The sequence below is a fragment of the Methylobacter sp. S3L5C genome (assembly GCF_022788635.1).
Classification (GTDB): Bacteria; Pseudomonadota; Gammaproteobacteria; order Methylococcales; family Methylomonadaceae; genus Methylobacter_C.
Map to the genome: position 1 here is coordinate 1,690,581 of NZ_CP076024.1, position 23,938 is coordinate 1,714,518.

Consider the following 23,938-nt stretch of genomic DNA (forward strand, 5'->3'; position numbering starts at 1 on the left):
CCTTATAGTTGTCCGGAGCGTTTACGCACCCAGTATTGCAGTACGTTAATCAATAACAGCATTACGAAAGAGATAACCAGCATCGTCAAGGCAATGGCCGTAGCGCCTTGAATGTCAAATTGTTCCAACTTGGTAACAATTAACAATGGCACTATTTCTGATATATAGGGAATATTGCCGGCAATAAAGATAACAGAGCCATATTCACCCACGCCTCTGGCAAAAGCCAGGGCAAAGCCGGTTAGTAAGGCCGGGAAAACATTTGGAAAAATAATTTTGGTAAATACTTGCCAGCGCGTAGCTCCGAGACTGGAGCCTGCTTCTTCCATGGAAGATTCAAATTCAAGCAATACCGGTTCGACGGTACGTACGACAAACGGGATGCTGATAAAAATGAGTGCCATCACAATACCCATGGGTTTAAAAGCGACCTGTACGCCAAGTGTATTTATCAGTAACTTGCCAAGAAAACCACTGGGTTGGAAAATAGTGGCGAGGACAATACCGGCGACGGCCGTTGGCAGGGCAAAAGGGAAGTCAATCAAGGCGTGAAAAAAAGGTTTACCTACAAATGAATAACGTACCAACACCCAGGCGACAATAAAACCAAAAAAGCTGGCGATGAGAGCGGCTACCAGCGCAGTGGAAAAGCTGACGCGAAAAGAGGATATTACGCGCTTGTTGGTAATGATATGGACATAATCATTCCAATCCAGCTCAAAACTTTTAAACACTAACGTGCTCAACGGTATTAAAACGACCAGACCCAGATAGAGAAGGGTAAATCCGATGGTTGGACGAAATCCCGGCATAACACTACTTTGTGACATTACCTATCTCCATTGTTGATTGAGTACATTGTGTCAGTGGCGATGTCGCCTGATTGACAATAGATAATCTTGTTTTCATTGTTGTTCTCAAAAAGTTAATTCCTGGCGGGGTAATGGTAGTCGCCCCAACGGTTCTATTCGATTAAGAGCTTATTTCCCGGATTATAGCGTCATAAATACATCGTGTTATTGGCAGTATTTATGACCTGGCAATTTTTAGCCCGATAAGGTTAAGCTGATTGTCGGGATATTGGTTTTATTATCGGCTATAAATTTGATCAAATAGCCCACCATCAGCAAAGTGAATCCGTTGCGCGGCAGGCCAACCACCAGGAATAATATCCTTAATTGAAAATAACTCCAGGTGTGCAAATTGGTCGGCATGACGGGCAAGAATTTCTGGATTGCGTGGACGATAATGATGTTTGGCAATTATTTCCTGACCGGCATCGGTCCAGAGAAATTCAAGATAAGCTTCAGCCACTTTTTGTGTGCCTTTTTTAGCGGCGACCGGATTAATAATCGCAACCGGATGTTCTGCTTCTATGCTGGTTGACGGAACAATAACATCAAATTTATCGGCACCCAAGTCTTTGGCAATCAAGAAGGCTTCATTTTCAAAAGTTAACAATACGTCCCCGGTATTATTCTGAATAAAGGTATTGGTTGCAGCGCGTCCTCCGGTATTTAAAACCGGTACATGCTTGAAAAGTTGAGTAATAAATTCTCGTGCTTTTTCTTCACTGCCGGATTTGCGCAAGGCATAACCCCATGCCGCTAAATAACTGTAGCGGGCATTGCCGGAAGTTTTAGGATTGGACAGGATAACAGCATTGTCGGCTTTAATCAGGTCATCCCAATCCTTGATGTTTTTAGGGTTACCTTTACGCACCAAAAATACGGTGGTTGATGTGTAAGGCGCACTGTTATCAGGGAACCTAGTAAGCCAGTCTTTGCTGATCAAGCCCTTGGTCGCAATCTTGTCGATATCGGTTTCCTGGTTCATCGTGACAACATCTGCTTCCAGACCAGCTATGACAGCGGCTGCCTGTTTGCTGGAACCATCGTGCGATTGCTGGATGTTCACTTTATCACCGGTTTTTTTTAGCCAGTAATCGGAAAATGCGACGTTAATATCTTTATATAATTCTCGAGAAACATCATAAGAGACATTGAGTATTGAGTATTCCTTAGCGCTAATCGTGCCTGTAAAAGTCAGCGTTAGTAAACCCAATAGATAAAGTGAGCGGTGAATAAGCCGCTTATTAAAAAGATCTATAAGTATCATTTTTTGCATTTGAAAAAATTCCGGTAAGGGTAAGTTGGTTTTTGATAAGCGCACTATTTTTTGATAAAGCGCTTTAGCAAAACAAGACAGGGTGAACAAAGCATTTCAGCGCTTGTTCACCCTGTGTTTTACCAGTGATAGGTAAACCGTGACTTATTTGCCGGGCCCATAGATTTGGTCAAATACGCCATCATCAGAAAAATGCTTTTTCTGAGCGGCATCCCAGCCGCCGAATGCATCGATTTTAACCAACTGCAACGGCTGAAATTGTTTGGCATATTTGGCTGCTATTTCAGGATCTGTGGGGCGATAAAAGTTTTTGCCGATAATTTCCTGACCTTCCTTGCTGTATAAATACGTCAGGTATTCTGTCGCCACTTCTACAGTGCCATGTTTACGTGCTATATCTTCAACAACCGCTACCGGTGGCTCTGCCAGAATACTCAATGAGGGTGTGATAATTTCAAACTTGTCTGCGCCGAATTCACGTAATGCCAGATAGGCTTCGTTTTCCCAGGCAATCAATACATCACCAATTTCGCGCTCGATAAAAGTGGTGGTTGAGCCACGAGCACCGGTATCCAATACGGCCGCATTTTTAAACAATTTACCAACAAATTCTTTTGCTGCCGCTTCGTCATTATTGTTGGTTTTAAGCGCATAAGCCCAGGCGGCCAAGTAGTTCCAGCGTGCACCACCGGAGGTTTTCGGATTTGGCGTGACGATACTGACGCCAGGTTTGACGATATCATTCCAATCCTTAATAGCCAGCGGATTGCCTTTGCGTACCAGAAATACAATAGTGGATGTGTAAGGTGAGCTATTGTTAGGCAGCAAAGTTTGCCAGTTTTCAGGGATCAGTTTGCGTTTTTGATAGAGTTGATCAACATCATAACCAAGTGCCAGAGTCACGACATCGGCTTCCAGTCCCTCCAGTACAGATCGTGCCTGTTTACCGGAGCCCGCGTGAGATTGATTGATGGTGATGTCATCGCCGGTTTTGGCTTTCCAGTATTTGGCGAATACCGGGTTGTATTCTTTATATAATTCACGAGTTGGATCGTAAGACACATTGAGTAGTTTTACCTCAGCTGCGTTGGTATTGCCTACTGCCAGAATACTCAGTACAGCAGCAAAGAGCAGATTAAAAAAATTATTTCTCATAAATAAAACTCCTTAGGTAAGGTTGTTAAAACGATAATTGAAATCGGGTTGCAAAGACTTGTTCGGTAGGACGGTCGGCTACATTTTTTATAGTTCCTGCTCCACCATTAAAAGATACCTGCTCATAATCGGCTCTAATCAAAGCATAGGCATTAAGATACCAGTTGATGCCCAGTGCCCATGCAGTAGCGTGATTGGCTGCCTGACTGGGATCAATGATCTGAAAGGTACTTTTGTCAATACTCATCTCGGACCAACGGGCGGCAATTTGCCACGCTCCCCATTTACCATCCAGCGGGCTAAAATTTTGAATAGGTTTTACCGAACCAAAGGTATTGTCTTCACCTGTCAGCACGTAAGAAGCAAATACCTGCCAGGCTTTATTTTCCTGCTCAATATTGATTGCTTTTCCAGCTTTTGTGCTGGAGAGGTGCTGAGTCGAAACTGCATATTCGCCCATCACACCAAAGGGGCCTGAATACCAGTAAGTTTGAGGATAAATGCGGTGCCTGTCACCATCAGCTGTTGGTGCAGCATAGCCGGTGTTAACTTTGGTATAATCCAGATAGGTCGTTCTACCAATAGGCGTTGCCTGGTTCTTCAGTGCCTGTTTACTAGGATCTCCTACCGTACCGGCTAAACCAATACCCAGTCCTTCCAGCCATGGCGTGGTGTGTTGAAATGGATGTGCAAACACTCGCCCTACAAATTCTTTACTGTCAAAGGTCGCGCCGGCATTGTAGTTAGGGCTGCCGTCGTCGCCAGAGCCATTATCGACTTCAAGTTGATAGGTGAAAAAGTTTTTAGAGTCTATAGGCCCTGGTATTTTCTCTACGCTATAACCCGGTTTGGCGAAGGCACCATGGACTTGTATACCTACGTCACGGTTACTTGCCAAATAGGTTGGGAAAGCACGTTCCAGAAAAGTGCCATCGGAGTCACCCTGCAAACGTTCAAGACTGATTGCGGGCTTAAATTTACCCACTAATAAACTGACTGCGGGATCGTAGGCATAGTCAATATAAGCATCCGGTAAAATATTACCACTCGCTGCAAAATCGGGCATGATCTTGTAGTAGATATCCTTGAATACATAGCCTTCCAACCAGACACGTGCTTGTTTAAGGTCAAATGAGGTGGTATTAAGATTATGGTCATCGTCAACGAAGTAACGACCATCCGCCTGAACTGCTCCACGTATCCGTACCTGGTGTTTTTTGTCCGAAGAAGTAATTCTGAAACCATTTTCACCGACATCAAATACGGGTAATTTTTGGAGGGCTCCGGTAGTAACTTCATCCTGCACTTCCAGTTTTCGTTCCAGGGTATTCACTTTACGCGTGAGTTTGACTACTTCTGGTGAAACTGCTGTTGCAGCAGGTAATGCGGACGGCTTCGTTGATAAAGTTCCCACTTGATCCAGCTTTTCCAAGCGACTTTCCAGCTGATCCATTTTTTCTAAACGGTGTTCGAGTTCGCGAATGCGTTTTTCCAAAGTTTCGGTATCAGTGGCTTGGGCATCGGTAATGCCCAATAAAGCCAGATTAATGACACTGGCTATCGCTGTGCGTCGGAAGGTGCTCATATTCTTGTCCTGTTTTGAGTTTTAACTTCCGGTGATCCGGTTAGTCTGCTATCACTTTGAAAAATGTTTTTCGCCGTTTTTTCACGGTAGAGTGGATTTGATTATTTAACTCAGGCACTTATTTGGTGTCAAAGCGTAGCTTTTCTTTACGTTCAATTTGTACAACCTTGCCGTCATGGATGATAATTTCAACCGATCCAAACTGGATTCCTTGTAAAACAGAGACAATCTGATCGACGATTTCAGTCTTCAGTTTTACTTGACTGTGTCTTTTTGTATCGGTAGTCATATAGCGCCCCTACAACCTGTTACTATTGAAGATAAACGTGTTATTGACGTTCAGTGTATTTAAAAGCTGGGTGCACTATAGCAGTGAAAATGTAAGATATTTAATGATGTATTTTGATATGTATATCTTATTAACTGATAAAGATATGCGATAGGTAACTATTGTTGAGTTTTTATATACGGTTTTTATCGATGTAATATTTTATCGCCAAGCGGATAAAATCATCAGCTACCGGATTTTTACAAAAAAAGAAGCAAAAAAAACCTCGTTTGGAAAAATCCAAACGAGGTTTTTTGTTTTGGCTGGTATAGCGAATTAGTAATTAAGACAAATATCGATTACAACAAAAATAGTAGATTCGTATGAAACCAGTTTACGAAAGTTCCAAAACATCTTGCATATCATAAAGTCCGTTGTGCTTGTCTTTTAGCCAGACCGCAGCCCTGACTGCGCCATTGGCAAATGTCATGCGACTGGTGGCTTTATGGGTGATTTCCACCCGTTCACCGTCATCTGCAAACATAACTGTATGTTCACCGACGATATCACCGGCGCGAATGGTTGAAAAACCAATAGTTTTTCTGTCGCGTTCGCCGGTATTACCCTCTCTGCCGTAAATGGCACAATCTTTTAAATCACGTCCCAATGCATCGGCAATGACTTCGCCCATCCGTAATGCCGTACCCGACGGTGCATCGACTTTGTGACGGTGGTGAGCTTCAATTATTTCAATATCGGTATAGTCACCCATGACTTTAGCAGTCATTTCCAACAATTTTAGCGCCAAGTTAACGCCAACGCTCATGTTGGGTGCAATGACTATCGCCACATCTTTGGCAGCCTCGGCAATCACCGCTTTTTGCGCATCGCTGTAACCGGTCGTGCCAATGACTATTTTTTTGCCGGCCTGTCGACATTCTTCTATAAATGCCATTGACGCATCGGGACGGGTAAAATCAATTAGGATATCAAACTGATCAATAACAGAAGCCAAATCATCGACTACTTTTACAGCCAATGTCTGAATGCCGGCTAATTCACCGGCATCTTTACCGATTGCATCACTACCTGGACGTGAAACCGCAACGGCTAATGCGGTTTTATCAGCCAGTGCTGCTGCTTTTATTAAGGATAAACCCATGCGACCGGATGCGCCGACTACCGCAATACGTATCATGACTTATCCTGTTAATTTATCAAAAAAGCTTTTTACACCGGCAATCCACGAGTGTTCCTGAGGACTATGCTGCTTGCCACCGCTGGATAATGATTCTCCCAGTTTTTCAATCAGTGCTTTCTGTTCTTTTGTTAACTGAACCGGCGTTTCGATTTTTACCTTACACAGTAAATCACCGACGGCACCACCCCTGACTTGTTTAACACCTTTGCCGCGTAACCTGAACGATTTTCCGGTTTGTGTTTCAGGCGGGATGGTTAGTTTTACTTCACCATCCAAAGTAGGTACTTGTATGACATCACCCAAGCAGGCGGTAGCGAAATTAATGGGTACTTCGCAATATAAGTTGGCACCATCACGAGTGAAAATATCATGCTCTTTTACCCGGATTTCAATATAAAGATCACCCGAGGGACCGCCACGCTCTCCGGCTTCGCCTTCTCCAGTCAGGCGTATCCGATCACCGGTATCGACACCGGCAGGAATTTTTGCCGACAAGGTTTTGGTTTCCTGAATACGTCCCTGACCATTACATTTGCCGCAGGGATCTTTAATTTGTTTGCCCGTTCCACGACACGTAGGGCAAGCTTGCTGCACAGAAAAGAAACCTTGCTGCATCCTGACTTGACCATGGCCATGACAGGTGGTGCAGATAACAGGGCTTGAGCCTTTTTTTGCTCCCGAGCCTTTACATTCGGTGCAGCCAACCAGTACAGGAATACGAATTTTGGTTTCGGTTCCAGCAACGGCTTCTTCCAGCGTTAACTCCAAGTTATAGCGTAAATCAGAGCCGCGTTGGACATTGCTGCGTTGTTGTCTGCCGCCGCCAAAAATATCGCCAAAGACATCACCGAATATATCACTGAAACCTTCATTGCCACCAGGACGACCACCCATAGAGGGATCAACACCGGCATGACCAAACTGGTCATAAGCAGAACGTTTTTTAGGGTCTGATAAAATTTCGTAAGCTTCTTTGATTTGCTTGAACTTAACTTCAGCCGCTTGTGGATTGTCAGCGTTTCTGTCAGGGTGAAACTTCATTGCCATAGTGCGATAGCTTTTTTTTATCTCCGCATCGCTGGCGTTTCTATCAACGTTGAGCAGTTTGTAAAAATCTTCTTTTGTTGCCATTTTCCAATCCGCTCCTGAAAAACTGCTCAGGAGATTAAGCATTGCTGCAAGGTTATTAAAAGCCGCATACCAAAAAAGCGCGGAATAGTTTTAATGTGTATTGCCTCCAAAAAGGCGGGCAATAACATAAGAATTAAAGTAATAACTTAGCTATCCAGCCAAATTATCAGGCATCTTTCCTTGATGCTTTATGTAAAAAGCAGGTTGAGACGGATATCTCCATCTCAACCTGCACTTTATTTCAATTCGTCTCTCAAAAATGAAGGAGAATTAATACAGCCGGATTGTGTTAGTCTTTTTTGACTTCTTCAAATTCAGCATCAACCACACTGTCATCCGCTTCGTTATGATGTGCAGAAGCGCTATCATGATGAGCTTCGCCGCCTTCAGCGCCGGCTTTTTGTGCATAAACGCGTTCAGCCAGTTTACCTGATAATTCAGTTAAGTCATTGGTTTTAGCTTCAATGGCCTCTTTATCATCACCTTTAACTGCTTCTTTTAGTGCTTCAATCGCATGTTCAATGCTGGTTTTTTCCTCAGTGCCAACTTGGTCAGCCAATTCTTTTAAAGACTTTTCAGTGGCATGAATCATTCCATCCGCATGATTACGGGCATGAACTAATTCAGTCAACTTGCGATCTTCATCAGCATGGGCTTCAGCATCTTTAATCATACGATCAACTTCATCATCTGACAAACCACTGGAGGCTTTAATAATAATCGATTGTTTTTTACCGGTTGCCTTGTCTTTGGCCGATACGTTTAAAATGCCGTTGGCATCAATATCAAAAGACACTTCAATTTGTGGAACGCCACGTGATGCTGGTGGGATGTCCGCTAAATCGAAACGGCCCAGTGATTTATTAGCCGAGGCTTTTTCACGTTCACCTTGCAATACATGAATAGTGACGGCAGTTTGATTGTCATCAGCTGTAGAAAATACTTGTGCTGCATTGGTTGGAATGGTGGTGTTTTTTTCAATCAACTTGGTTAAAATGCCGCCCATTGTTTCGATACCCAGAGACAACGGAATAACGTCCAGTAACAAGACATCCTTAACATCACCTGACAAAACACCAGCCTGAATCGCCGCGCCTAAAGCAACTGCTTCATCGGGATTAACGTCTTTCCGGGGATCTTGACCAAAAATACTTTTAACCATTTCCTGTACTTTAGGCATACGGGTTTGGCCGCCCACCAAAATCACATCATTGATTTCCGATGCTTTAAGACCGGCATCTTTCAGCGCCATTTCGCAAGGGCCTTTAGTACGATTAATCAGTTCTTCAACCAAAGATTCCAACTTGGCGCGAGTCAACTTAACATTTAAATGCTTGGGGCCAGAGGCATCCGCAGTAATGTAAGGCAAGTTAACATCGGTTTGTTGGCTTGACGATAATTCGATCTTGGCTTTTTCTGCCGCTTCTTTTAAACGTTGCAGAGCCAATGGATCGTTGTGTACATCTACGCCACTTTCTTTTTTAAATTCAGCGGCAAGAAACTCGATAATTCTTGAGTCAAAGTCTTCACCACCCAGGAAAGTATCGCCATTAGTTGATAATACTTCAAATTGATGCTCACCATCAATTTCGGCAATTTCAATGATGGATATATCAAAAGTACCGCCACCCAAGTCATAGACAGCAATTTTGGTGTCGCCTTTAGGTTTGTCCATGCCGAATGCCAATGCCGATGCAGTGGGTTCGTTAATAATACGTCTAACTTCCAAACCTGCAATACGACCGGCATCTTTGGTTGCCTGACGTTGTGAATCGTTAAAATAAGCCGGAACAGTAATAACCGCTTCGGTTACTGGTTCGCCTAAATAAGCTTCCGCATCTTTTTTCAACTTCATCAAAATACGGGCTGAAATTTCTGGCGAGGCCATTTTTTTGCCATGTACTTCTACCCATGCATCCCCGTTTTCTGCTTCGACGATTGAGTAAGGCACCATTTTGATATCTTTTTGTACGACATCATCTTTAAAACGACGACCGATCAAGCGTTTAATTGCAAATAGTGTGTTTTTTGGATTGGTGACTGCCTGGCGTTTTGCTGATTGTCCTACCAACACTTCATCATCACTACTAAAAGCAATAATGGATGGTGTAGTACGTGCTCCTTCACTGTTTTCAATTACTTTTGCAACGCCGTTTTCCAACACAGCAACACATGAGTTGGTTGTTCCTAAATCTATGCCAATTATTTTAGCCATTGAATGCTCCAGACTGAATTTGTATAAAAAATGTAAAAGTTATTGTCGATATGGGGGCTGTTTTATGGTGTTCAAGCCTGTGCATTATCTTCGGATGGTTTTTCTGGTGCTTTTGCCACAACAACCATGGCGGGTCGCAGTAAACGTCCATTCAGGACATAACCTTTTTGAAACACGTTAACAACGGTATTAGGTTCTGCACCTTCTATTTCCTGCATCATCATCGCTTGATGTTGTTCGGCGTTGAAGGGTTGTCCCAAAGGATCAATGGCAACGATGTTAAATTTTTCAAACAAGGCTTCAAACTGCTTAATCGTTAAGTCACTGCCTTCTCTGAATTTTTTTACGTCCTCGCTATCGCCTGTTGCCGCTTGCAGGCCCAAAACCAGGCTGTCAAATACGGGTAGTAATGCTTTGCCAAAACTGGTTAAGGCAAATTTATGAGCATCTTCCAGATCCTTTTGAGTTCTTCTTCTCAGATTTTCCATTTCTGCCTGGCTGCGAACGGCTTTATCCCAAGACTCATGCGCTTTTTGTTTGGCTTCTTCCAGTTCTTGTTTCAGCTCTTCAATGGTGTATTCATGCTCACCGACTTCAGTGTGTACTTGCTCTTCATCGGTAGTCTTGGCTTCAACATCAATCTGTGATTCAGGTGTTTCCTGATCAATACTCATCTTTTAAGTTCCTTAAAATAGTTGTAATAACGTGCTTAAACGCACAAAGAAATATTGCTATCTATGATGGGGTCGATGTTTTTGGATTCAAGGCTGCACCCAATATTTTTGCGGTAATATCAACAAACGGGATGATTTTTTCATAAGCCATGCGTGTTGGTCCAATAACACCAAGTACACCAACTACTTCATCATCAACAGAATAAGAAGAAGTAACCAGGCTACAATGGTCAAATGCCTGGCAACCGGATTCTTCGCCTATAAAAATCTGCACACCTTCCGTTTTCATGGATTGGTCCAGAAGATGAATAACATCCTGTTTTTGACTAAATGCTTCAAACAATTTTTTTAAATGATCTCGGCCTGATAACTCGGAAAAGCCCATTAAATTGGTTTCTCCGGTTAGTACATAATCATTTTTTTCAGGGTTGTCGGATTGAAACGTCAATTGTGCCATTTTTATCGCATCGAGCATCGCCTGATTCATGCGTTCCTGATCATCTTGCAGTTCTTTTAAAACGGCAGAACGAACAGCCGTCAGGCTGTGACCACCATAAATTGAACCAAGATATGCGCCAGCTTGTTGTAGTTCTGCCGCGCTAAACAGCTTGTCGGTATGAATAACTTTGTTATGAACTTCTTGTTCATTAGTGACAAAAATAACCAGTACGCGTTTATGCGATAAAGGTAAAAATTCAATATGTCGCAAGCAGACTAATTCTCTTTTTGGTAAAGTCACTACCCCGGCCATTTTGGTTAAGTCTGCAATTAACCGTGATGCAGCCCCAATCATGTTACTGGTGTCTTCTTTTTTCGACAATCCCTCGTACAGTCTGGTCAATTCTTTAATGTCTAACGGCTTAATGATTAGCAAGCTGTCAACAAACAAGCGATAGCCACTAACGGTAGGTACGCGTCCCGCTGACGTATGTGGTGAATGTATCAAGCCCAAATCTTCCAGATCGGCCATGACATTACGAATGGTCGCAGAGCTTAAATTTAACTCCGAATCTGTTGATAACACTCTGGAACCGACAGGCTGTCCATCATTGATATAGCGTTTAACCAGTGTTTTTAATAATTGCAACGACCGTTCGTTTAAATCCCGAGTAATCTTACTCACCTATACCTCTATAAAGCCAACGCGTGAGTGATAATCCTGAAAAATATCAGTTCACCAGGTCATTGTCAACAAAGGGCAGGAACCGATATGTGGTAATGAAAGTAAATTCATCCTTTATCGAATCTTCTCTGGCTTGGTTGAAGGGTTCAGGATTGCCGCTATTGGTACCTTAAACGATTAGGCTTTTGGTAGGTGTAAAAAAGTAAGTTCATTATTGACACTACAAAATTAATAGTTGGTTGGCTAAATGAACAGGTAGTGTGGGAATGTCATACTTAAATGCTCCCATAAAATACCCCGTAATAAATATGCCCAAGTGTGCGTTGGTCAATGGATAAATTGATTCAATCACGCAGGATATTAAATTTTTAAGTACGCCAATTAATGCTTGGGATACTCAGTTGACATATAATATCCAAGTTGGGCATAAACTTTTAATAACTTGAGCATAAGAGTAATGTGTCAAGAACAGGCTGAGTATCAAATGTTTTATCCCCATACTTTGTATCTCGGCATAAACTATGCTGAGTATGAATGACCCAAACTAATAAATATTCATGCCTTACCATTTATATTCACAACCAGGAGTTACTATGAAGAAATTTACCCTAATTACATCAGTTGCACTGTTCTTGTTTACGGCGATTGCCAATGCACATGGTCCTGTACGTCAAAAAGCTGAGGAACAAATTACCATCAATGCGCCGGCTGAAAAAGTATGGGCTCTTATTAAAGATTTTGGGGATATGTCCTGGAGTCCCAGTATAGCTGGAACAAAGGCAGAGGGTGGTAACACAAAAGGTGCTACTCGTGTTCTGACTTTAAAAGAGGGTGGTACTATTAAGGAAGAGCTGAAAAAATACGATGAGACAAAAATGTCTTATGCTTACAAAATTACCGAAATGAGTACTGCAAAAACAATCACTCATGCCGGTGCTGAAGAAAATGTACCGGTATTGCCGGTAGATAACTACTCGGCAAGTATTGATATAGAAGCTAAAGGCGATACTTCTGTCGTTTCCTGGACTGCCGGTTATTACCGTGCTTATACAAACAATAATCCACCTGCAGAAATGAACGAAACGACTGCTAACGAAGCAGTGACTGCAATTTTAAAAGAAGGCTTGGCCAACTTGAAAGCCTTGGCTGAAAAGTAAGGGTTATCGAGTGTTTGTTGTGAATTATCAAGCGGTAGCGATAGTTATCGCTACCGCCTTTTTTAGCACGCCACTTTCAGCGACTCCTTTTGCTTATATTACCAATCAACTGGACGATACTGTTTCCATTATTGATACTGAGCAGGGCAAGGTAGTCGATACGATCAGTGTGTCCGGGAAGCCTGCCGGCGTTGCCGTTGCTCCTGCCGGAGATAAAGTCTATGTTAGTACTCCGGAAGCTCATGGTTTCGCCGTTATAGATGTAAAAAAACGCGAAGTTATTGCCAAGGTTGTTGTAAGTGACGGTGCATTAGGTATTGCTGTCGCTGCTGATGGCAAGCGTATTTATGTAGCAGATTGGTACAACAACAGTGTTGATGTTATTGATGCCGACAGTTTCAACATCATTAAAAACATTCCCGTGGGTGATTCGCCATCAGGTTTGGTGGTTAGTCCTGACAATCGTTGGTTGTATGTCGCTAACCGGCTAAGTAACTCGGTTTCTAAAATTGACCTTAATAATCTTACTATCAGCAAAACCACGGCAGTGGGTACGCATCCTTTTGGGCTGACCATTGATGCCAGAGGCGAACGTATTTATGTCGCCAATGTAAAAAGTGACGATGTAACCGTTTTGGAAACCAGGCGCATGTTAGCTATTGCCACCATAAAAGTTAATATGCTGCCTTATGCGGCCGCATTGGCGCTTAATGATAGTCGTTTATTTGTGACTAATCAGGATGACGGCTCTGTGTCGGTTATTGATACCGAAACGTTAAAAGAAATCGGCTTGATTGAAGTCGGTGATAAACCTGAGGGTATTAATACGCATCCTGATGATAGGCATGTTTATGTTGCCAATTGGTTTGATAGTACCGTATCGGTGATTGATGCCCAGACCCTTAAAATCGTTAATACCATTAAAACCGGCGAAGGTAGTCGAGCCTTTGGGCAGTTTTTTGGTAAATAGCTTGGGTTTCGGTTACGCTTTGTAGGCAAGGTAAAAGTCGTTAACATTAAATTTAAGCGTTTGCCGGGTTGACTTTAGTCGATCAAAGAAGAAAACTGTAGTCACAAACCGGCTTTCAGTCATTTGTGTAACAGTAATGGATTTGCGCATTGGGCCGTTGTGATAAGCCCCTAATTAAACATTGATTATTTGAGAATAAAATGGCTGAAACTGTAGATGAATTGACGGTAACGTACGAAGATGGTGGGATAGAGACAGTTAAAGAGCTGGATAAAAAAGTACTGACCAAAGGTGCGTGGGCTACGGTTATGTATCGTTATCAGGACTGGAATCGTGCCAAAGAAGAATACGGTCCCGATAAATATACCATTCGTCGCTATCAAAAACGCAATGGTGAATACCAGCAAAAATCAAAGTTTAATATCTCCAGTAAAGATCAGGCAAAAAGCATCATTGCGGCACTGGAAGAATGGATAAATATCGACTGATCAGTATAGGAACCATGTTCTGATAAATCTTTAAAGTTAGTCAGTGGTAACTGCCGAACGAGTTTTTTAGCCCGTTCGGCGCAATACCTACAGGTATTTTACGCTTTCCCCAAATACCACTTAATCGTCTTAACAATCCCTGTTTCAAAACTTTCATCGGCTTGCCAGCCGAGCTCTGTTTCTATCTTTGTGGCATCAATGGCATAACGTTTATCATGACCGGCGCGGTCTTCAACATAGTTAAGCTGATCTTTATAGCTGCCTTGGGCTTTGGGGCGCAGTTCATCCAGAATTTCACAGACTTTATCGGCAATGTAATTATTGTTGCGTTCATTTCTGCCGCCAATATTGTAGACTTCGCCGACGTTACCGCTATGGTAAACCAGATCAATGCCTTTGCAGTGATCCAGCACATAAAGCCAGTCACGTATATTTTTGCCGTCGCCATAAATGGGGATATTTTCGCCGGTAATTGCTTTGCGGATGATGGTTGGAATCAGCTTTTCGTTATGTTGTTTGGGGCCATAATTGTTGGAGCAGTTAGTGATGACGGTGTTCATGCCGTAGGTATGATAATAACTGCGGACAATCATATCGCTGCCGGCTTTACTGGCCGAGTAAGGAGAATTAGGCGCGTAAGGTGTGGCTTCAGTAAACAGGCCGGTTTCCCCTAACGTTCCGTACACTTCATCGGTAGAGATATGATGAAAGCGACAAGCCTCATAGCCGGATTTGAAGGCAAACGGTTTTTCCATCCAGTATTTATAGGCCACATCAATCAGGGTAAACGTGCCGTTAACATTGGTTTGCACAAAAACACCGGGGTTTTTAATGGAGTTATCTACATGACTTTCTGCGGCAAAATGGATAACCCCACGAATATCATGCTGGCTAAACAGTTGCTCCAGTAAGTCACGATCACAAATGTCGCCGTGAATAAATGTATAACGGTCACTACCGGCAATTTCGTCAAGATTTTCAAGATTGCCTGCATAAGTCAATAAATCAAGATTAACCAAGTGATAATCAGGATACTTGTCTAAAAAATAAGGTGCAAAATTACTGCCGATAAAACCGGCGCAGCCGGTGATTAAGAGAGATTTCATAAGTGCTCGGTTCCGGTTAAGCTATTCAGGCAGTCAGCTAAGCTGTCTTTCCAATAAGGGATAGTCAAGTCAAACGTATTTTTGATTTTTGCTTTGTTCAGCAAGCTGTAATGCGGACGGCTTGCCGGTGTTGGATAGTCTTTGGTTTCTATCGGTTTAACCCGGCACGTAAGCGCTGAAAGCGCAAAGATGGCTTTGGCAAAGTCATACCAACTGCAAACGCCTTCATTACTGAAGTGATAAACTTCGGTGTCAGTCACGCTCTCCAGTTTCGGGTGTCGAATAATCGCCAGAATGGCTTCTGCCAAATCGCGTGCCGAGGTCGGTGTCCCTACCTGATCATAAATAACGCCCAGCTCTTCACGTTCTTTGCCTAAGCGCAACATGGTCTTGACAAAGTTATTACCAAATTTTGAATACACCCAGGACGTGCGGATGATAACGGATTTTGCCGGATTAATCGCCAGCATTGCCTGTTCGCCTTCAAACTTGGTTTGTCCGTAAATGCCTTGCGGATCGGTAAGGTCTGTTTCGTTATAAGGTTGGTAATTTTTACCATTAAACACATAGTCGGTTGAGATATGAATCAACGCGCTGTTTTTGGCTTTGGCAATCCGCGCCAGCGTTTCGACGGCGACGCTGTTAATGGCTCTCGCCAGATCGGGCTCTGCTTGGGCTTTATCGACAGCCGTGTAGGCGGCACAATTAATAATGACGTCAAAGGTTTTATCAACAAACCAGTTTTGTATGGCCGCCGAGTCACTTAAATCCAGCTCGTCCCGACTGATAAAAGTAAAGATAAAATCGGTGTTTAAGTTACTCAGTTCGCGCAGCTCACTGCCCAGTTGTCCATTTGCACCGGTCACCAGTATGGCTTTAGGCATAAAGACTACCCGCATTAACAAACAACTCCGCCTTATCCAGCGTGGGTTGGACGGTATCTTTTGCGGACAGTTGTAGTTGTTCCTTTGTTACCAGCCAATCAATGCCTAAAGACGGATCATCAAAAGCCAAGCCCCGGTCGTTTTCCGGCGAGTAATAATTGTCCACTTTATAAGCAAAAATGGTGTCATCTTCGAGCACGACAAAACCATGAGCAAAACCGCGCGGTACAAATAGTTGGCGTTTGTTTTGTTCGGACAACTCGACACTCACATGTTGTCCAAAAGTCGGACTGCCGACTCTAATATCCACAGCGACATCCAGTACCTTGCCTTTGATCACCCGTACCAGTTTGGTTTGTGAGGCCGGTGCCAGTTGATAATGCAAGCCTCTTAATACGCCGTAACCCGATTTTGATTCGTTATCCTGAATAAAATCAACATTAAAACCCAAAAAAGCATTTAGTTTATCTTGGCGAAACGTTTCCACAAAGTAACCTCGCTCATCACCAAAAACGCGGGGTTCAATGATAATGACATCGGGGATGGCAGTTTTTATAAAATTCATACGCTTACCAAACCTTCGCCTGCGCGGCGTAACAAATATTGGCCGTATTGGTTTTTTAACAGCGGCTGGGCCAGTTTGATTAATTGTTGTTGAGAAATATAGCCCATCTCATAGGCAATTTCTTCAATACACGCCACTTTTAAGCCCTGTCTATTTTCAATGGTCTGAATAAAGTTAGAGGCTTCCAGTAAAGATTCATGGGTGCCGGTATCCAGCCAGGCATAACCACGGCCCATCAGTTCAACTTTTAAATTGCCTTGTTCAAGGTAAATCTGATTAACAGTAGTAATTTCCAGTTCACCACGGTGCGAAGGTTTAATATTTTTGGCAATCTCAATCACACTGTTCGGATAAAAATATAAACCTACGACGGCATAATTACTTTTAGGTTGGGCTGGCTTTTCTTCAATACTTAGCACATTACCGTTGTCATCAAATTCGGCAACGCCGTATTGATCAGGGTCTTTAACATGATAGCCAAACACGGTCGCTTTTTTATGCTCGGTGACATTGATAACCGCATGAGCCAGCATCTCGACCAAGCCATGCCCGTAAAAGATATTATCGCCCAGCACCATGCACACATCATCGTCACCAATAAAGTCAGCGCCCAGAATAAATGCTTGAGCCAAGCCATCCGGTGACGGTTGCACCTTATAAGAAAAAGACATGCCGATGTCCGAACCATCGCCCAATAATTCTTCAAAGCGGGGCAAGTCTTTAGGCGTAGAAATAATCAATATTTCTGTAATGCCCGAAAGCATTAAGGCCGACAGCGGATAATAAATCATGGGTTTGTCGTAAATCGGTGTTAGCTGTTTACTGACGCCTTTGGTAATCGGGTAAAGCCTGGTTCCGCTGCCACCCGCTAAAATAATACCTTTCATTTAATCACTCCATTAAAAACTATAAAATAAACCGGTTATTGAATCCGTACAGGTACTACTGCCGCCAGTTGCTTGATTGTCGAGACTTACTTGTTTTTGCATACGCTATTTGATTGACTTAGACCTTTATACAAGATTAGTCGATTTAAAATGAACTCTCTGTGAATACATTCAGACAGTGATTTTTAACCATTAAGCAGGCACATCATACTTTCTTTGTAATGTTAAAAAACTTACTAATTGTATCATTCTCCCCAAAATCATTTCATTCTTAAAATATGCTTACAAGAAGAGTAATTTTATTTATGCAAGAAGTCCTGCGAGCCCGGTAAGCATGATATTTTATCCGGTGTGCGATAAATCAATACGAAAAATCAGCTGCGCAGCTTTCCCGGTTCAAAGCTGCGCTTGTTTTTATAATGATCATTGGTCAGCCACGAATCTTGTCAGGAAAGTCTTTAATTGAGTACAAATATGTAAAGGCAACTTGTTCTTTTTGTTGTCATTGTAGTTTATGATTTGCCGGCATTTTTGAATAACTACGACAATAGATTGACTTCATTGGGAGTAGTCGTAGAAAATAGCTTGTTTAGATTTACATATACTTTTAAATTCCGCATGGATAATAGAGTTTCTTCTCAAGACAGTTTGGTTTCTGTTCGTAATTTGTCGTTTTCTCGCGGCGACAAGATAATATTTGACGATATTTCGCTGGATTTTGAACGCGGTAAAATCAGCGCTATCATGGGGCCTAGTGGTACGGGTAAAACTACCTTATTGAAGTTGATTGGCGGGCAGTTGTTTCCTGATAAGGGTTCAATTACTGTTGATGGTCAAAATGTCCATAAATTACGCAGAACTGAGCTGTATAATTTGCGTAAACGTTTGGGCATGTTGTTCCAAAGCGGCGCATTGTTAACGGATATGAGCGTTTACGATAATGTGGCGTTTCCGTTACGAGAGCATACTCATCTTCCTGAATCCATGATTCGTACCTTGGTATTAATGAAGTTGCAGGCGGTAGGTTTGCGGGGTGCCCGCAATTTGATGCCTAATGAGCTTTCGGGCGGTATGGCCCGGCGTATTGCTTTGGCAAGGGCGATTGCCCTGGATCCGATGATGATTCTTTATGATGAGCCATTTACCGGGCAAGACCCTATTTCTATGGGGGTTTTAGTGCATTTGATTAAGTCTTTAAATAATATTTTGGGACTTACCAGTATTATTGTTTCTCATGATGTTCATGATACGTCAGCGATTGCTGATTATATTTACGTGTTATCAGGAGGCAAAATTGTAGGTCAAGGTACTCCTCAGGAAATTCAGCAATCTGATTCTGAATGGGTGCAACAATTTATGACCGGTGCGGCAGATGGACCGGTACATTTTCATTATCCGGCCAAAGATTATGTTGATGATTTGATGTCAACTGGAAAACGTTATTAACATAATTAAAACCCATATCGCCTCTGAACTCTCTGCTTTTAACCTTCTAGTGGTTAATTTTAAAGCGGTTGGAACACCACAAACTTAATGCTAGCCAGGTAAAATAGACTATAAAATGATTCGAATTCTACAATATTTGGGTAAAAGTACGCGTACCAGCTTTACCAAGCTGGGCCGAGCTACGTATTTTTTACTGCAAACGGTTTCCGGCATACCCAGCGTGTTACTTCGTCCCAGGTTACTGCTTAATCAGTTGTATTCTGTGGGTGTGTTATCTTTTTTGATTATCACTATTTCCGGGCTATTTGTCGGTATGGTTTTGGGTTTGCAGGGGTATTACACACTCTCTGATTTTGGTGCAGAAGAAACGCTGGGTGTTATGGTAGCGGCTTCTTTGGTTCGAGAGTTGGGGCCCGTTGTTTCGGCGTTGTTATTTGCGGGCAGGGCAGGCTCTGCTTTAACGGCAGAAATTGGTTTAATGAAGGCAACCGAGCAATTATCAGGTATGGAGATGATGGCAGTTGACCCGATTAAGCGTATCATTACCCCGCGATTCTTGGCAGGATTGCTGGCAATGCCTTTACTGGCTGCATTATTTAGTGCAGTGGGTATTATTGGCGGGCAGATAATTGGTTCCGGTTTGTTGGGCGTTGATGAAGGCGCTTATTGGTCGCAAATGCAGGCTAGTATTGATTTCCATGATGATATTCTTAATGGCATTATCAAAAGTATTGTGTTTGGCTTTGTTACGTCATGGATAGCATTATTTGAAGGTTCTGATGCCATTCCCACTTCGGAAGGTGTTAGTCGAGCGACTACCCGTACCGTAGTTAATTCAGCTTTTAGTATTTTAGGTCTGGATTTTATCCTGACCGCACTCATGTTTGGAGAATAATAACATGCAGCATACCAGTACTCAGGACACGCTTGTCGGGCTTTTTGTTGCGGCAGGTATTGTAGGACTGTTTTTTCTTTCGATGCAAGTAAGTAATTTAAGCTCTTTTGGTGATGAGGAAAGCTATACGATTATTGCCCGGTTTGAAAACTCCGGCGGCCTTAAAGTTAAGTCTCCGGTTTCTGCTGCCGGTGTAAAAATTGGCAAGGTCAGTTCAATCAGTTTTGATCCTAAAACTTACCAGTCAGTTGTTCATATGAGTATTTATACACAGTACAACACGATTCCAACCGATACCAGTGCCAGTATTTATACTGCAGGTTTATTGGGTGAGCAGTACGTTAATCTTGATCCAGGTGGTTCGGAAGAATATTTACAGCAGGATAGTGCTATTGAAATTACTCAGTCGGCGATTATTCTTGAAAAAGCGATAGGCCAATTCTTGTTTAAGTCAGCGGCAGAAAAAAAGTGACAGAATTAAGTATTGTTGATCAGGGCGCCGGGCGCTTTATGGTTGATGGCGATTTGACTTTTGCTACTATTAACAAGAAAACGGTAAAATCTTTTGCATTTTTAACGGCAACGAAATTGATCACTATTGACCTTGCAGGTGTTGATAATATAGATAGTGCAGGTCTTGCGTTAGTGATTGAATGGATTAAATATACGCGTCAGCATAGAACACGGATAGCGTTTAAAAATATTCCCGAGCAATTACTCAATCTTGCCAAGCTTAGTGGTTTTGATAAAACCAGCCATTTTTCAACGGAAACTGCAGGGGATCAAGAAGTTGACGCCCTGCCATCTACAGAGACAATTTAAGTACCCATTATGGATAAATTAACGATTACTGGCGGCGCACAACTTTCTGGAGATATCCGTATCTCTGGTGCAAAAAATGCTGCCTTACCTATTCTGGCGGCAACGTTACTTTCACATACGCCTGTTAGTGTCGGTAACATACCTCATTTGCATGACATAACTACAACCATGGAATTATTGGGCCGCATGGGTGTGCGTTTGGTTGTTGATGAGAAAATGAACATTGAAGTCGATAGCAGTACTATCAACAGTTATGTGGCTCCTTATGAGTTGGTGAGGACTATGCGTGCCTCAATTTTAGTATTAGGGCCCTTATTGGCGCGGTTTGGTGAGGCGCATGTGTCATTGCCCGGTGGTTGCGCTATCGGTACACGGCCGGTTGATATTCATATTAACGGCCTTATCAAGATGGGCGCGAATATTACTGTCGAAGGCGGTTTTATTCACGCAACGGCTAATCGGCTTAAAGGTTGTCGTTTAATACTTGAGCAAATTACGGTGACCGGCACAGAAAATTTATTGATGGCCGCAACTTTGGCTGAAGGAACGACCATCATTGAAAATGCCGCTAAAGAACCTGAAGTGACGGATTTAGCGCATTTTCTCAATGCCATGGGAGCTAAAATTACCGGGATAGGTACCGATGTGCTGGTCATTGAAGGCGTTGAAAAGTTGGGCGTAGAAGATTTGCATTATGATATTCTTCCCGATCGAATCGAAACCGGTACCTATCTGGTTGCTGCCGCTATTACTGGTGGAAAAGTCAGATTGAAAAAAACCCGCCCTGATATTCTGGATGCTGTTTTGGAAAAATTGGTTGAAGCTGGTGCTGAAATTAGGGTCGGTGAAGACTGGATTGAGCTGGATATGCACGGTAAAAGACCAAAAGCGGTTTCCCTTCGAACTGCGCCTTACCCGGCGTTTCCAACCGACATGCAGGCACAGTTTATTGCGATGAATTGTATTGCTGAAGGCGTCGGTGTTATTACCGAAACGATTTTTGAAAATCGGTTTATGCATGTTCAGGAGCTGCAACGCATGGGTGCTGATATCAGGCTGGAATCGAATACGGCCATTTGTACCGGTGTTAAAAAACTGACTGGTGCGCCGGTAATGGCAACCGATTTAAGAGCATCCGCGAGTCTTGTGATTGCGGCACTGGTTGCAGAAGGCAGTACTCTGGTTGATCGTATCTATCATATTGATCGGGGTTACGATCATATTGAAGAAAAGTTGTCGCAGCTAGGCGCGACAATACGCCGTGTGCCAAGGTAAGGGATTGCTATGTTAACCATTGCTGTATCCAAGGGCAGGATTTATGAAGAAGCTTTGCCCTTGCTGGCAGAAGCAGGCATTGTGCCAATTGACGACCCAAAAACCTGTCGTAAATTAATTCTTGCAACTACTCGCGAAGATGTTCAGTTGGTGATTATTCGTGCCACTGATGTGCCTACTTTTGTTGAGTATGGCGCGGCGGATTTGGGGATTGCCGGAAAAGATGTGCTGATTGAACATGGCGCTGAAAGTCTGTATGAGCCGTTGGATTTAAACATTGCTTGCTGCCGACTGATGACTGCCTATCACAAAGATGCCACTGAACATCGAGGCCGGATTCGTGTAGCTACCAAATACGTTAAGATAGCCAAGAGTTACTTTGCCAGTAAAGGCATACAAGCTGACATTATTAAGTTGTATGGCTCAATGGAGCTCGCACCATTAGTCGGTCTTGCTGATTGTATTGTAGATTTGGTTGACACGGGTAATACCTTAAAAGCTAACGATCTTGAGCCTCGTGAACTTATTATGAATATAAGTTCCAGACTGGTGGTTAATAAAGCGGCCATGAAAATGAAGCACACAGCGATTTCAGAATTACTGATTCAATTTGAAAAAACCCTGGCAAATAGGTAAGTCTATGCCCTGTTTAAACCTCACTAAACTGGATGCTGCATCAGTCGATTTTGATCAGCAATTACAACAGCTATTGGCTTGGGATGAGTCTGACGACTTAGAGATTCATCAGCGGGTTTTAGATATTATTGCTGATGTTCGTAACAATGGTGACAAAGCGGTTATTGAATATACCAACCGTTTTGACCAACGCGATATTACTCAAGCTGGCGAATTTGAATTATCCAGGGAAACACTTAAAGCAGCCTGGGAGAACTTACCGACTGATCAAGCGCAAGCGCTGCAAATCGCGGCTGACCGTGTCCGTGCTTATGCCGAGCATCAAAAAATGCAGTCCTGGCAATATACTGAGGCTGACGGTACGGTATTGGGGCAGAAAATCACGCCGCTGGATCGGGTTGGTCTTTATGTGCCGGGTGGCAAAGCATCTTATCCTTCATCGGTTTTAATGAACGCGATTCCGGCAAAAGTTGCCGGTGTTGGCCAGTTGATTATGGTGGTACCTACGCCTCAGGGTGAAACCAACGAATTGGTATTGGCGGCGGCTTTTTTGGCGGGTGTCGATAGGGTCTTCACGGTAGGTGGAGCACAGGCCATCGCCGCACTTGCTTATGGGACTGAAACGATTCCTGCGGTTGCAAAAATTGTCGGCCCAGGTAATATTTATGTGGCTACGGCCAAAAAACTGGTCTTTGGGAAGGTAGGGATTGATATGATCGCCGGACCTTCGGAGATCTTGATTATCTGCGACGGTAAAACCAATCCCGACTGGATTGCGATGGATTTGTTCTCCCAAGCAGAACATGATGAAAATGCCCAAGCTATTTTAATTAGTGATAATAGTGATTATCTGAAAGCGGTTGAAGAAAGCATCAATAAATTATTGCCGGGTATGGAGCGTGCCGAAATTATTAAAGCATCGTTGTCAGCACGCGGGGCGTTAATTAAGGTGGATAATTTAAAGCAGGCTGCCGATGTTGCCAATATTATTGCACCAGAACATTTAGAGTTGTCTGTTGAAGATCCCGAAGCGTTGAGTGAGCATATTCGTCATGCGGGCGCTATTTTTATGGGGCGTTATACGGCGGAAGCTTTGGGTGATTACTGTGCGGGTCCCAACCATGTTTTACCAACCTCGGGTACGGCACGTTTTTCCTCGCCTTTAGGGGTCTATGATTTTCAAAAGCGCTCCAGTTTAATCAATTGTTCTCAAGTCGGGGCAGATACTTTAGGTGAAACTGCGTCTGTTTTGGCGCGTGGTGAAAGCTTGACTGCCCATGCCCGATCTGCGGAATTTAGAATAAAATCAGGTTAATGAGTGTAAAGTT

At 43.1% G+C, this 23,938-nt stretch carries 24 protein-coding genes; 10 read left to right on the forward strand and 14 right to left on the reverse strand.

Translation table 11 applies throughout. The annotated features are described in order from the left end of the window. Window positions 1-2 precede the first annotated feature (2 nt). From cysT to hrcA, 10 genes are all read right to left on the reverse strand, one after another. A complete protein-coding gene (gene cysT / locus KKZ03_RS07790) occupies window positions 3-830 on the reverse strand; it encodes a sulfate ABC transporter permease subunit CysT (protein WP_243220947.1) in 828 nt (275 codons plus the stop codon). A 259-nt stretch (window positions 831-1,089) separates the two neighbouring features. Next, window positions 1,090-2,127 (reverse strand): sulfate ABC transporter substrate-binding protein, encoded by a 1,038-nt coding sequence (locus tag KKZ03_RS07795; RefSeq protein WP_243220948.1) that lies wholly within the window; start codon window positions 2,125-2,127, stop codon window positions 1,090-1,092. Between the two features lie 144 nt (window positions 2,128-2,271). Then, complete coding sequence (locus KKZ03_RS07800; RefSeq protein ID WP_243220949.1) at window positions 2,272-3,282, reverse strand: sulfate ABC transporter substrate-binding protein; 1,011 nt, start codon at window positions 3,280-3,282, stop codon at window positions 2,272-2,274. Between the two features lie 25 nt (window positions 3,283-3,307). Next, on the reverse strand, window positions 3,308-4,867 hold the full coding sequence (locus KKZ03_RS07805; RefSeq protein ID WP_243220950.1) for a porin: 1,560 nt from the start codon (window positions 4,865-4,867) through the stop codon (window positions 3,308-3,310). Window positions 4,868-4,985: 118 nt separating this feature from the next. Next, the gene (locus tag KKZ03_RS07810; protein WP_243220951.1) at window positions 4,986-5,156 is read right to left on the reverse strand and encodes a DUF2292 domain-containing protein; all 171 of its coding nucleotides are present in this window, start codon (window positions 5,154-5,156) and stop codon (window positions 4,986-4,988) included. A gap of 373 nt (window positions 5,157-5,529) precedes the next feature. Further along, entirely contained in the window at window positions 5,530-6,333 is an 804-nt protein-coding gene (dapB, locus tag KKZ03_RS07815; RefSeq protein ID WP_243220952.1) for a 4-hydroxy-tetrahydrodipicolinate reductase, read from the reverse strand. 3 nt (window positions 6,334-6,336) lie between these two features. After that, window positions 6,337-7,467 (reverse strand): molecular chaperone DnaJ, encoded by a 1,131-nt coding sequence (dnaJ, locus tag KKZ03_RS07820; RefSeq protein ID WP_243220953.1) that lies wholly within the window; start codon window positions 7,465-7,467, stop codon window positions 6,337-6,339. A 289-nt stretch (window positions 7,468-7,756) separates the two neighbouring features. Then, window positions 7,757-9,682 (reverse strand): molecular chaperone DnaK, encoded by a 1,926-nt coding sequence (gene dnaK / locus KKZ03_RS07825; RefSeq protein ID WP_243220954.1) that lies wholly within the window; start codon window positions 9,680-9,682, stop codon window positions 7,757-7,759. Between the two features lie 71 nt (window positions 9,683-9,753). Next, entirely contained in the window at window positions 9,754-10,356 is a 603-nt protein-coding gene (gene grpE, locus KKZ03_RS07830; protein ID WP_243220955.1) for a nucleotide exchange factor GrpE, read from the reverse strand. 61 nt (window positions 10,357-10,417) lie between these two features. After that, window positions 10,418-11,470 (reverse strand): heat-inducible transcriptional repressor HrcA, encoded by a 1,053-nt coding sequence (gene hrcA, locus KKZ03_RS07835; protein WP_371744890.1) that lies wholly within the window; start codon window positions 11,468-11,470, stop codon window positions 10,418-10,420. Window positions 11,471-12,072: 602 nt separating this feature from the next. On the opposite strand from hrcA, the gene KKZ03_RS07840 reads away from it, so the two are divergent. From KKZ03_RS07840 to KKZ03_RS07850, 3 genes are all read left to right on the forward strand, one after another. Further along, window positions 12,073-12,636 (forward strand): SRPBCC family protein, encoded by a 564-nt coding sequence (locus KKZ03_RS07840; RefSeq protein WP_243220957.1) that lies wholly within the window; start codon window positions 12,073-12,075, stop codon window positions 12,634-12,636. Window positions 12,637-12,646: 10 nt separating this feature from the next. Beyond that, window positions 12,647-13,606, forward strand: coding sequence for a cytochrome D1 domain-containing protein (locus tag KKZ03_RS07845; protein WP_243220958.1), 960 nt, complete (start codon window positions 12,647-12,649; stop codon window positions 13,604-13,606). 200 nt (window positions 13,607-13,806) lie between these two features. Continuing rightward, window positions 13,807-14,094, forward strand: coding sequence for a hypothetical protein (locus KKZ03_RS07850; protein WP_243220959.1), 288 nt, complete (start codon window positions 13,807-13,809; stop codon window positions 14,092-14,094). Window positions 14,095-14,192: 98 nt separating this feature from the next. On the opposite strand, the gene rfbB is transcribed toward KKZ03_RS07850, so the two are convergent. Genes rfbB through rfbA form a run of 4 tightly spaced genes read right to left on the reverse strand, consistent with a single transcriptional unit; the run spans window position 14,193 to window position 17,536 of the window. Next, complete coding sequence (gene rfbB, locus KKZ03_RS07855; protein ID WP_243220960.1) at window positions 14,193-15,200, reverse strand: dTDP-glucose 4,6-dehydratase; 1,008 nt, start codon at window positions 15,198-15,200, stop codon at window positions 14,193-14,195. Next, window positions 15,197-16,084: a dTDP-4-dehydrorhamnose reductase gene (rfbD, locus tag KKZ03_RS07860; RefSeq protein WP_243218360.1), complete on the reverse strand. Its 888-nt coding sequence runs from the start codon at window positions 16,082-16,084 to the stop codon at window positions 15,197-15,199. The genes rfbB and rfbD overlap by 4 nt, the downstream gene beginning before the upstream one ends. Then, window positions 16,077-16,649 carry a dTDP-4-dehydrorhamnose 3,5-epimerase gene (rfbC, locus tag KKZ03_RS07865; protein ID WP_243220961.1) on the reverse strand — a complete coding sequence of 191 codons (573 nt, stop codon included), beginning with the start codon at window positions 16,647-16,649 and terminating at the stop codon, window positions 16,077-16,079. Before rfbC ends, rfbD begins: the two co-directional genes overlap by 8 nt. Continuing rightward, window positions 16,646-17,536, reverse strand: a complete 891-nt coding sequence (gene rfbA, locus KKZ03_RS07870) for a glucose-1-phosphate thymidylyltransferase RfbA (protein WP_243218358.1) — start codon at window positions 17,534-17,536, stop codon at window positions 16,646-16,648. Before rfbA ends, rfbC begins: the two co-directional genes overlap by 4 nt. Window positions 17,537-18,154: 618 nt before the next feature. Here rfbA and KKZ03_RS07875 point away from each other — a divergent pair. The 7 genes from KKZ03_RS07875 to hisD all read left to right on the forward strand — a co-directional run bounded on the left by KKZ03_RS07875 (window position 18,155) and on the right by hisD (window position 23,925). Continuing rightward, window positions 18,155-18,982, forward strand: coding sequence for an ABC transporter ATP-binding protein (locus KKZ03_RS07875; protein WP_243220962.1), 828 nt, complete (start codon window positions 18,155-18,157; stop codon window positions 18,980-18,982). Between the two features lie 115 nt (window positions 18,983-19,097). Further along, on the forward strand, window positions 19,098-19,877 hold the full coding sequence (mlaE, locus tag KKZ03_RS07880) for a lipid asymmetry maintenance ABC transporter permease subunit MlaE (protein ID WP_243220963.1): 780 nt from the start codon (window positions 19,098-19,100) through the stop codon (window positions 19,875-19,877). Window positions 19,878-19,881: 4 nt separating this feature from the next. Beyond that, window positions 19,882-20,349 carry an outer membrane lipid asymmetry maintenance protein MlaD gene (gene mlaD / locus KKZ03_RS07885; protein WP_243220964.1) on the forward strand — a complete coding sequence of 156 codons (468 nt, stop codon included), beginning with the start codon at window positions 19,882-19,884 and terminating at the stop codon, window positions 20,347-20,349. Continuing rightward, the gene (locus KKZ03_RS07890; protein WP_243220965.1) at window positions 20,346-20,699 is read left to right on the forward strand and encodes a lipid asymmetry maintenance protein MlaB; all 354 of its coding nucleotides are present in this window, start codon (window positions 20,346-20,348) and stop codon (window positions 20,697-20,699) included. The genes mlaD and KKZ03_RS07890 overlap by 4 nt, the downstream gene beginning before the upstream one ends. A 9-nt stretch (window positions 20,700-20,708) precedes the next feature. After that, window positions 20,709-21,974: a UDP-N-acetylglucosamine 1-carboxyvinyltransferase gene (gene murA / locus KKZ03_RS07895; RefSeq protein ID WP_243220966.1), complete on the forward strand. Its 1,266-nt coding sequence runs from the start codon at window positions 20,709-20,711 to the stop codon at window positions 21,972-21,974. Between the two features lie 9 nt (window positions 21,975-21,983). Continuing rightward, complete coding sequence (gene hisG, locus KKZ03_RS07900) at window positions 21,984-22,610, forward strand: ATP phosphoribosyltransferase (RefSeq protein ID WP_243220967.1); 627 nt, start codon at window positions 21,984-21,986, stop codon at window positions 22,608-22,610. A gap of 4 nt (window positions 22,611-22,614) precedes the next feature. Continuing rightward, the gene (gene hisD, locus KKZ03_RS07905; RefSeq protein ID WP_243220968.1) at window positions 22,615-23,925 is read left to right on the forward strand and encodes a histidinol dehydrogenase; all 1,311 of its coding nucleotides are present in this window, start codon (window positions 22,615-22,617) and stop codon (window positions 23,923-23,925) included. Window positions 23,926-23,938 lie beyond the last annotated feature (13 nt).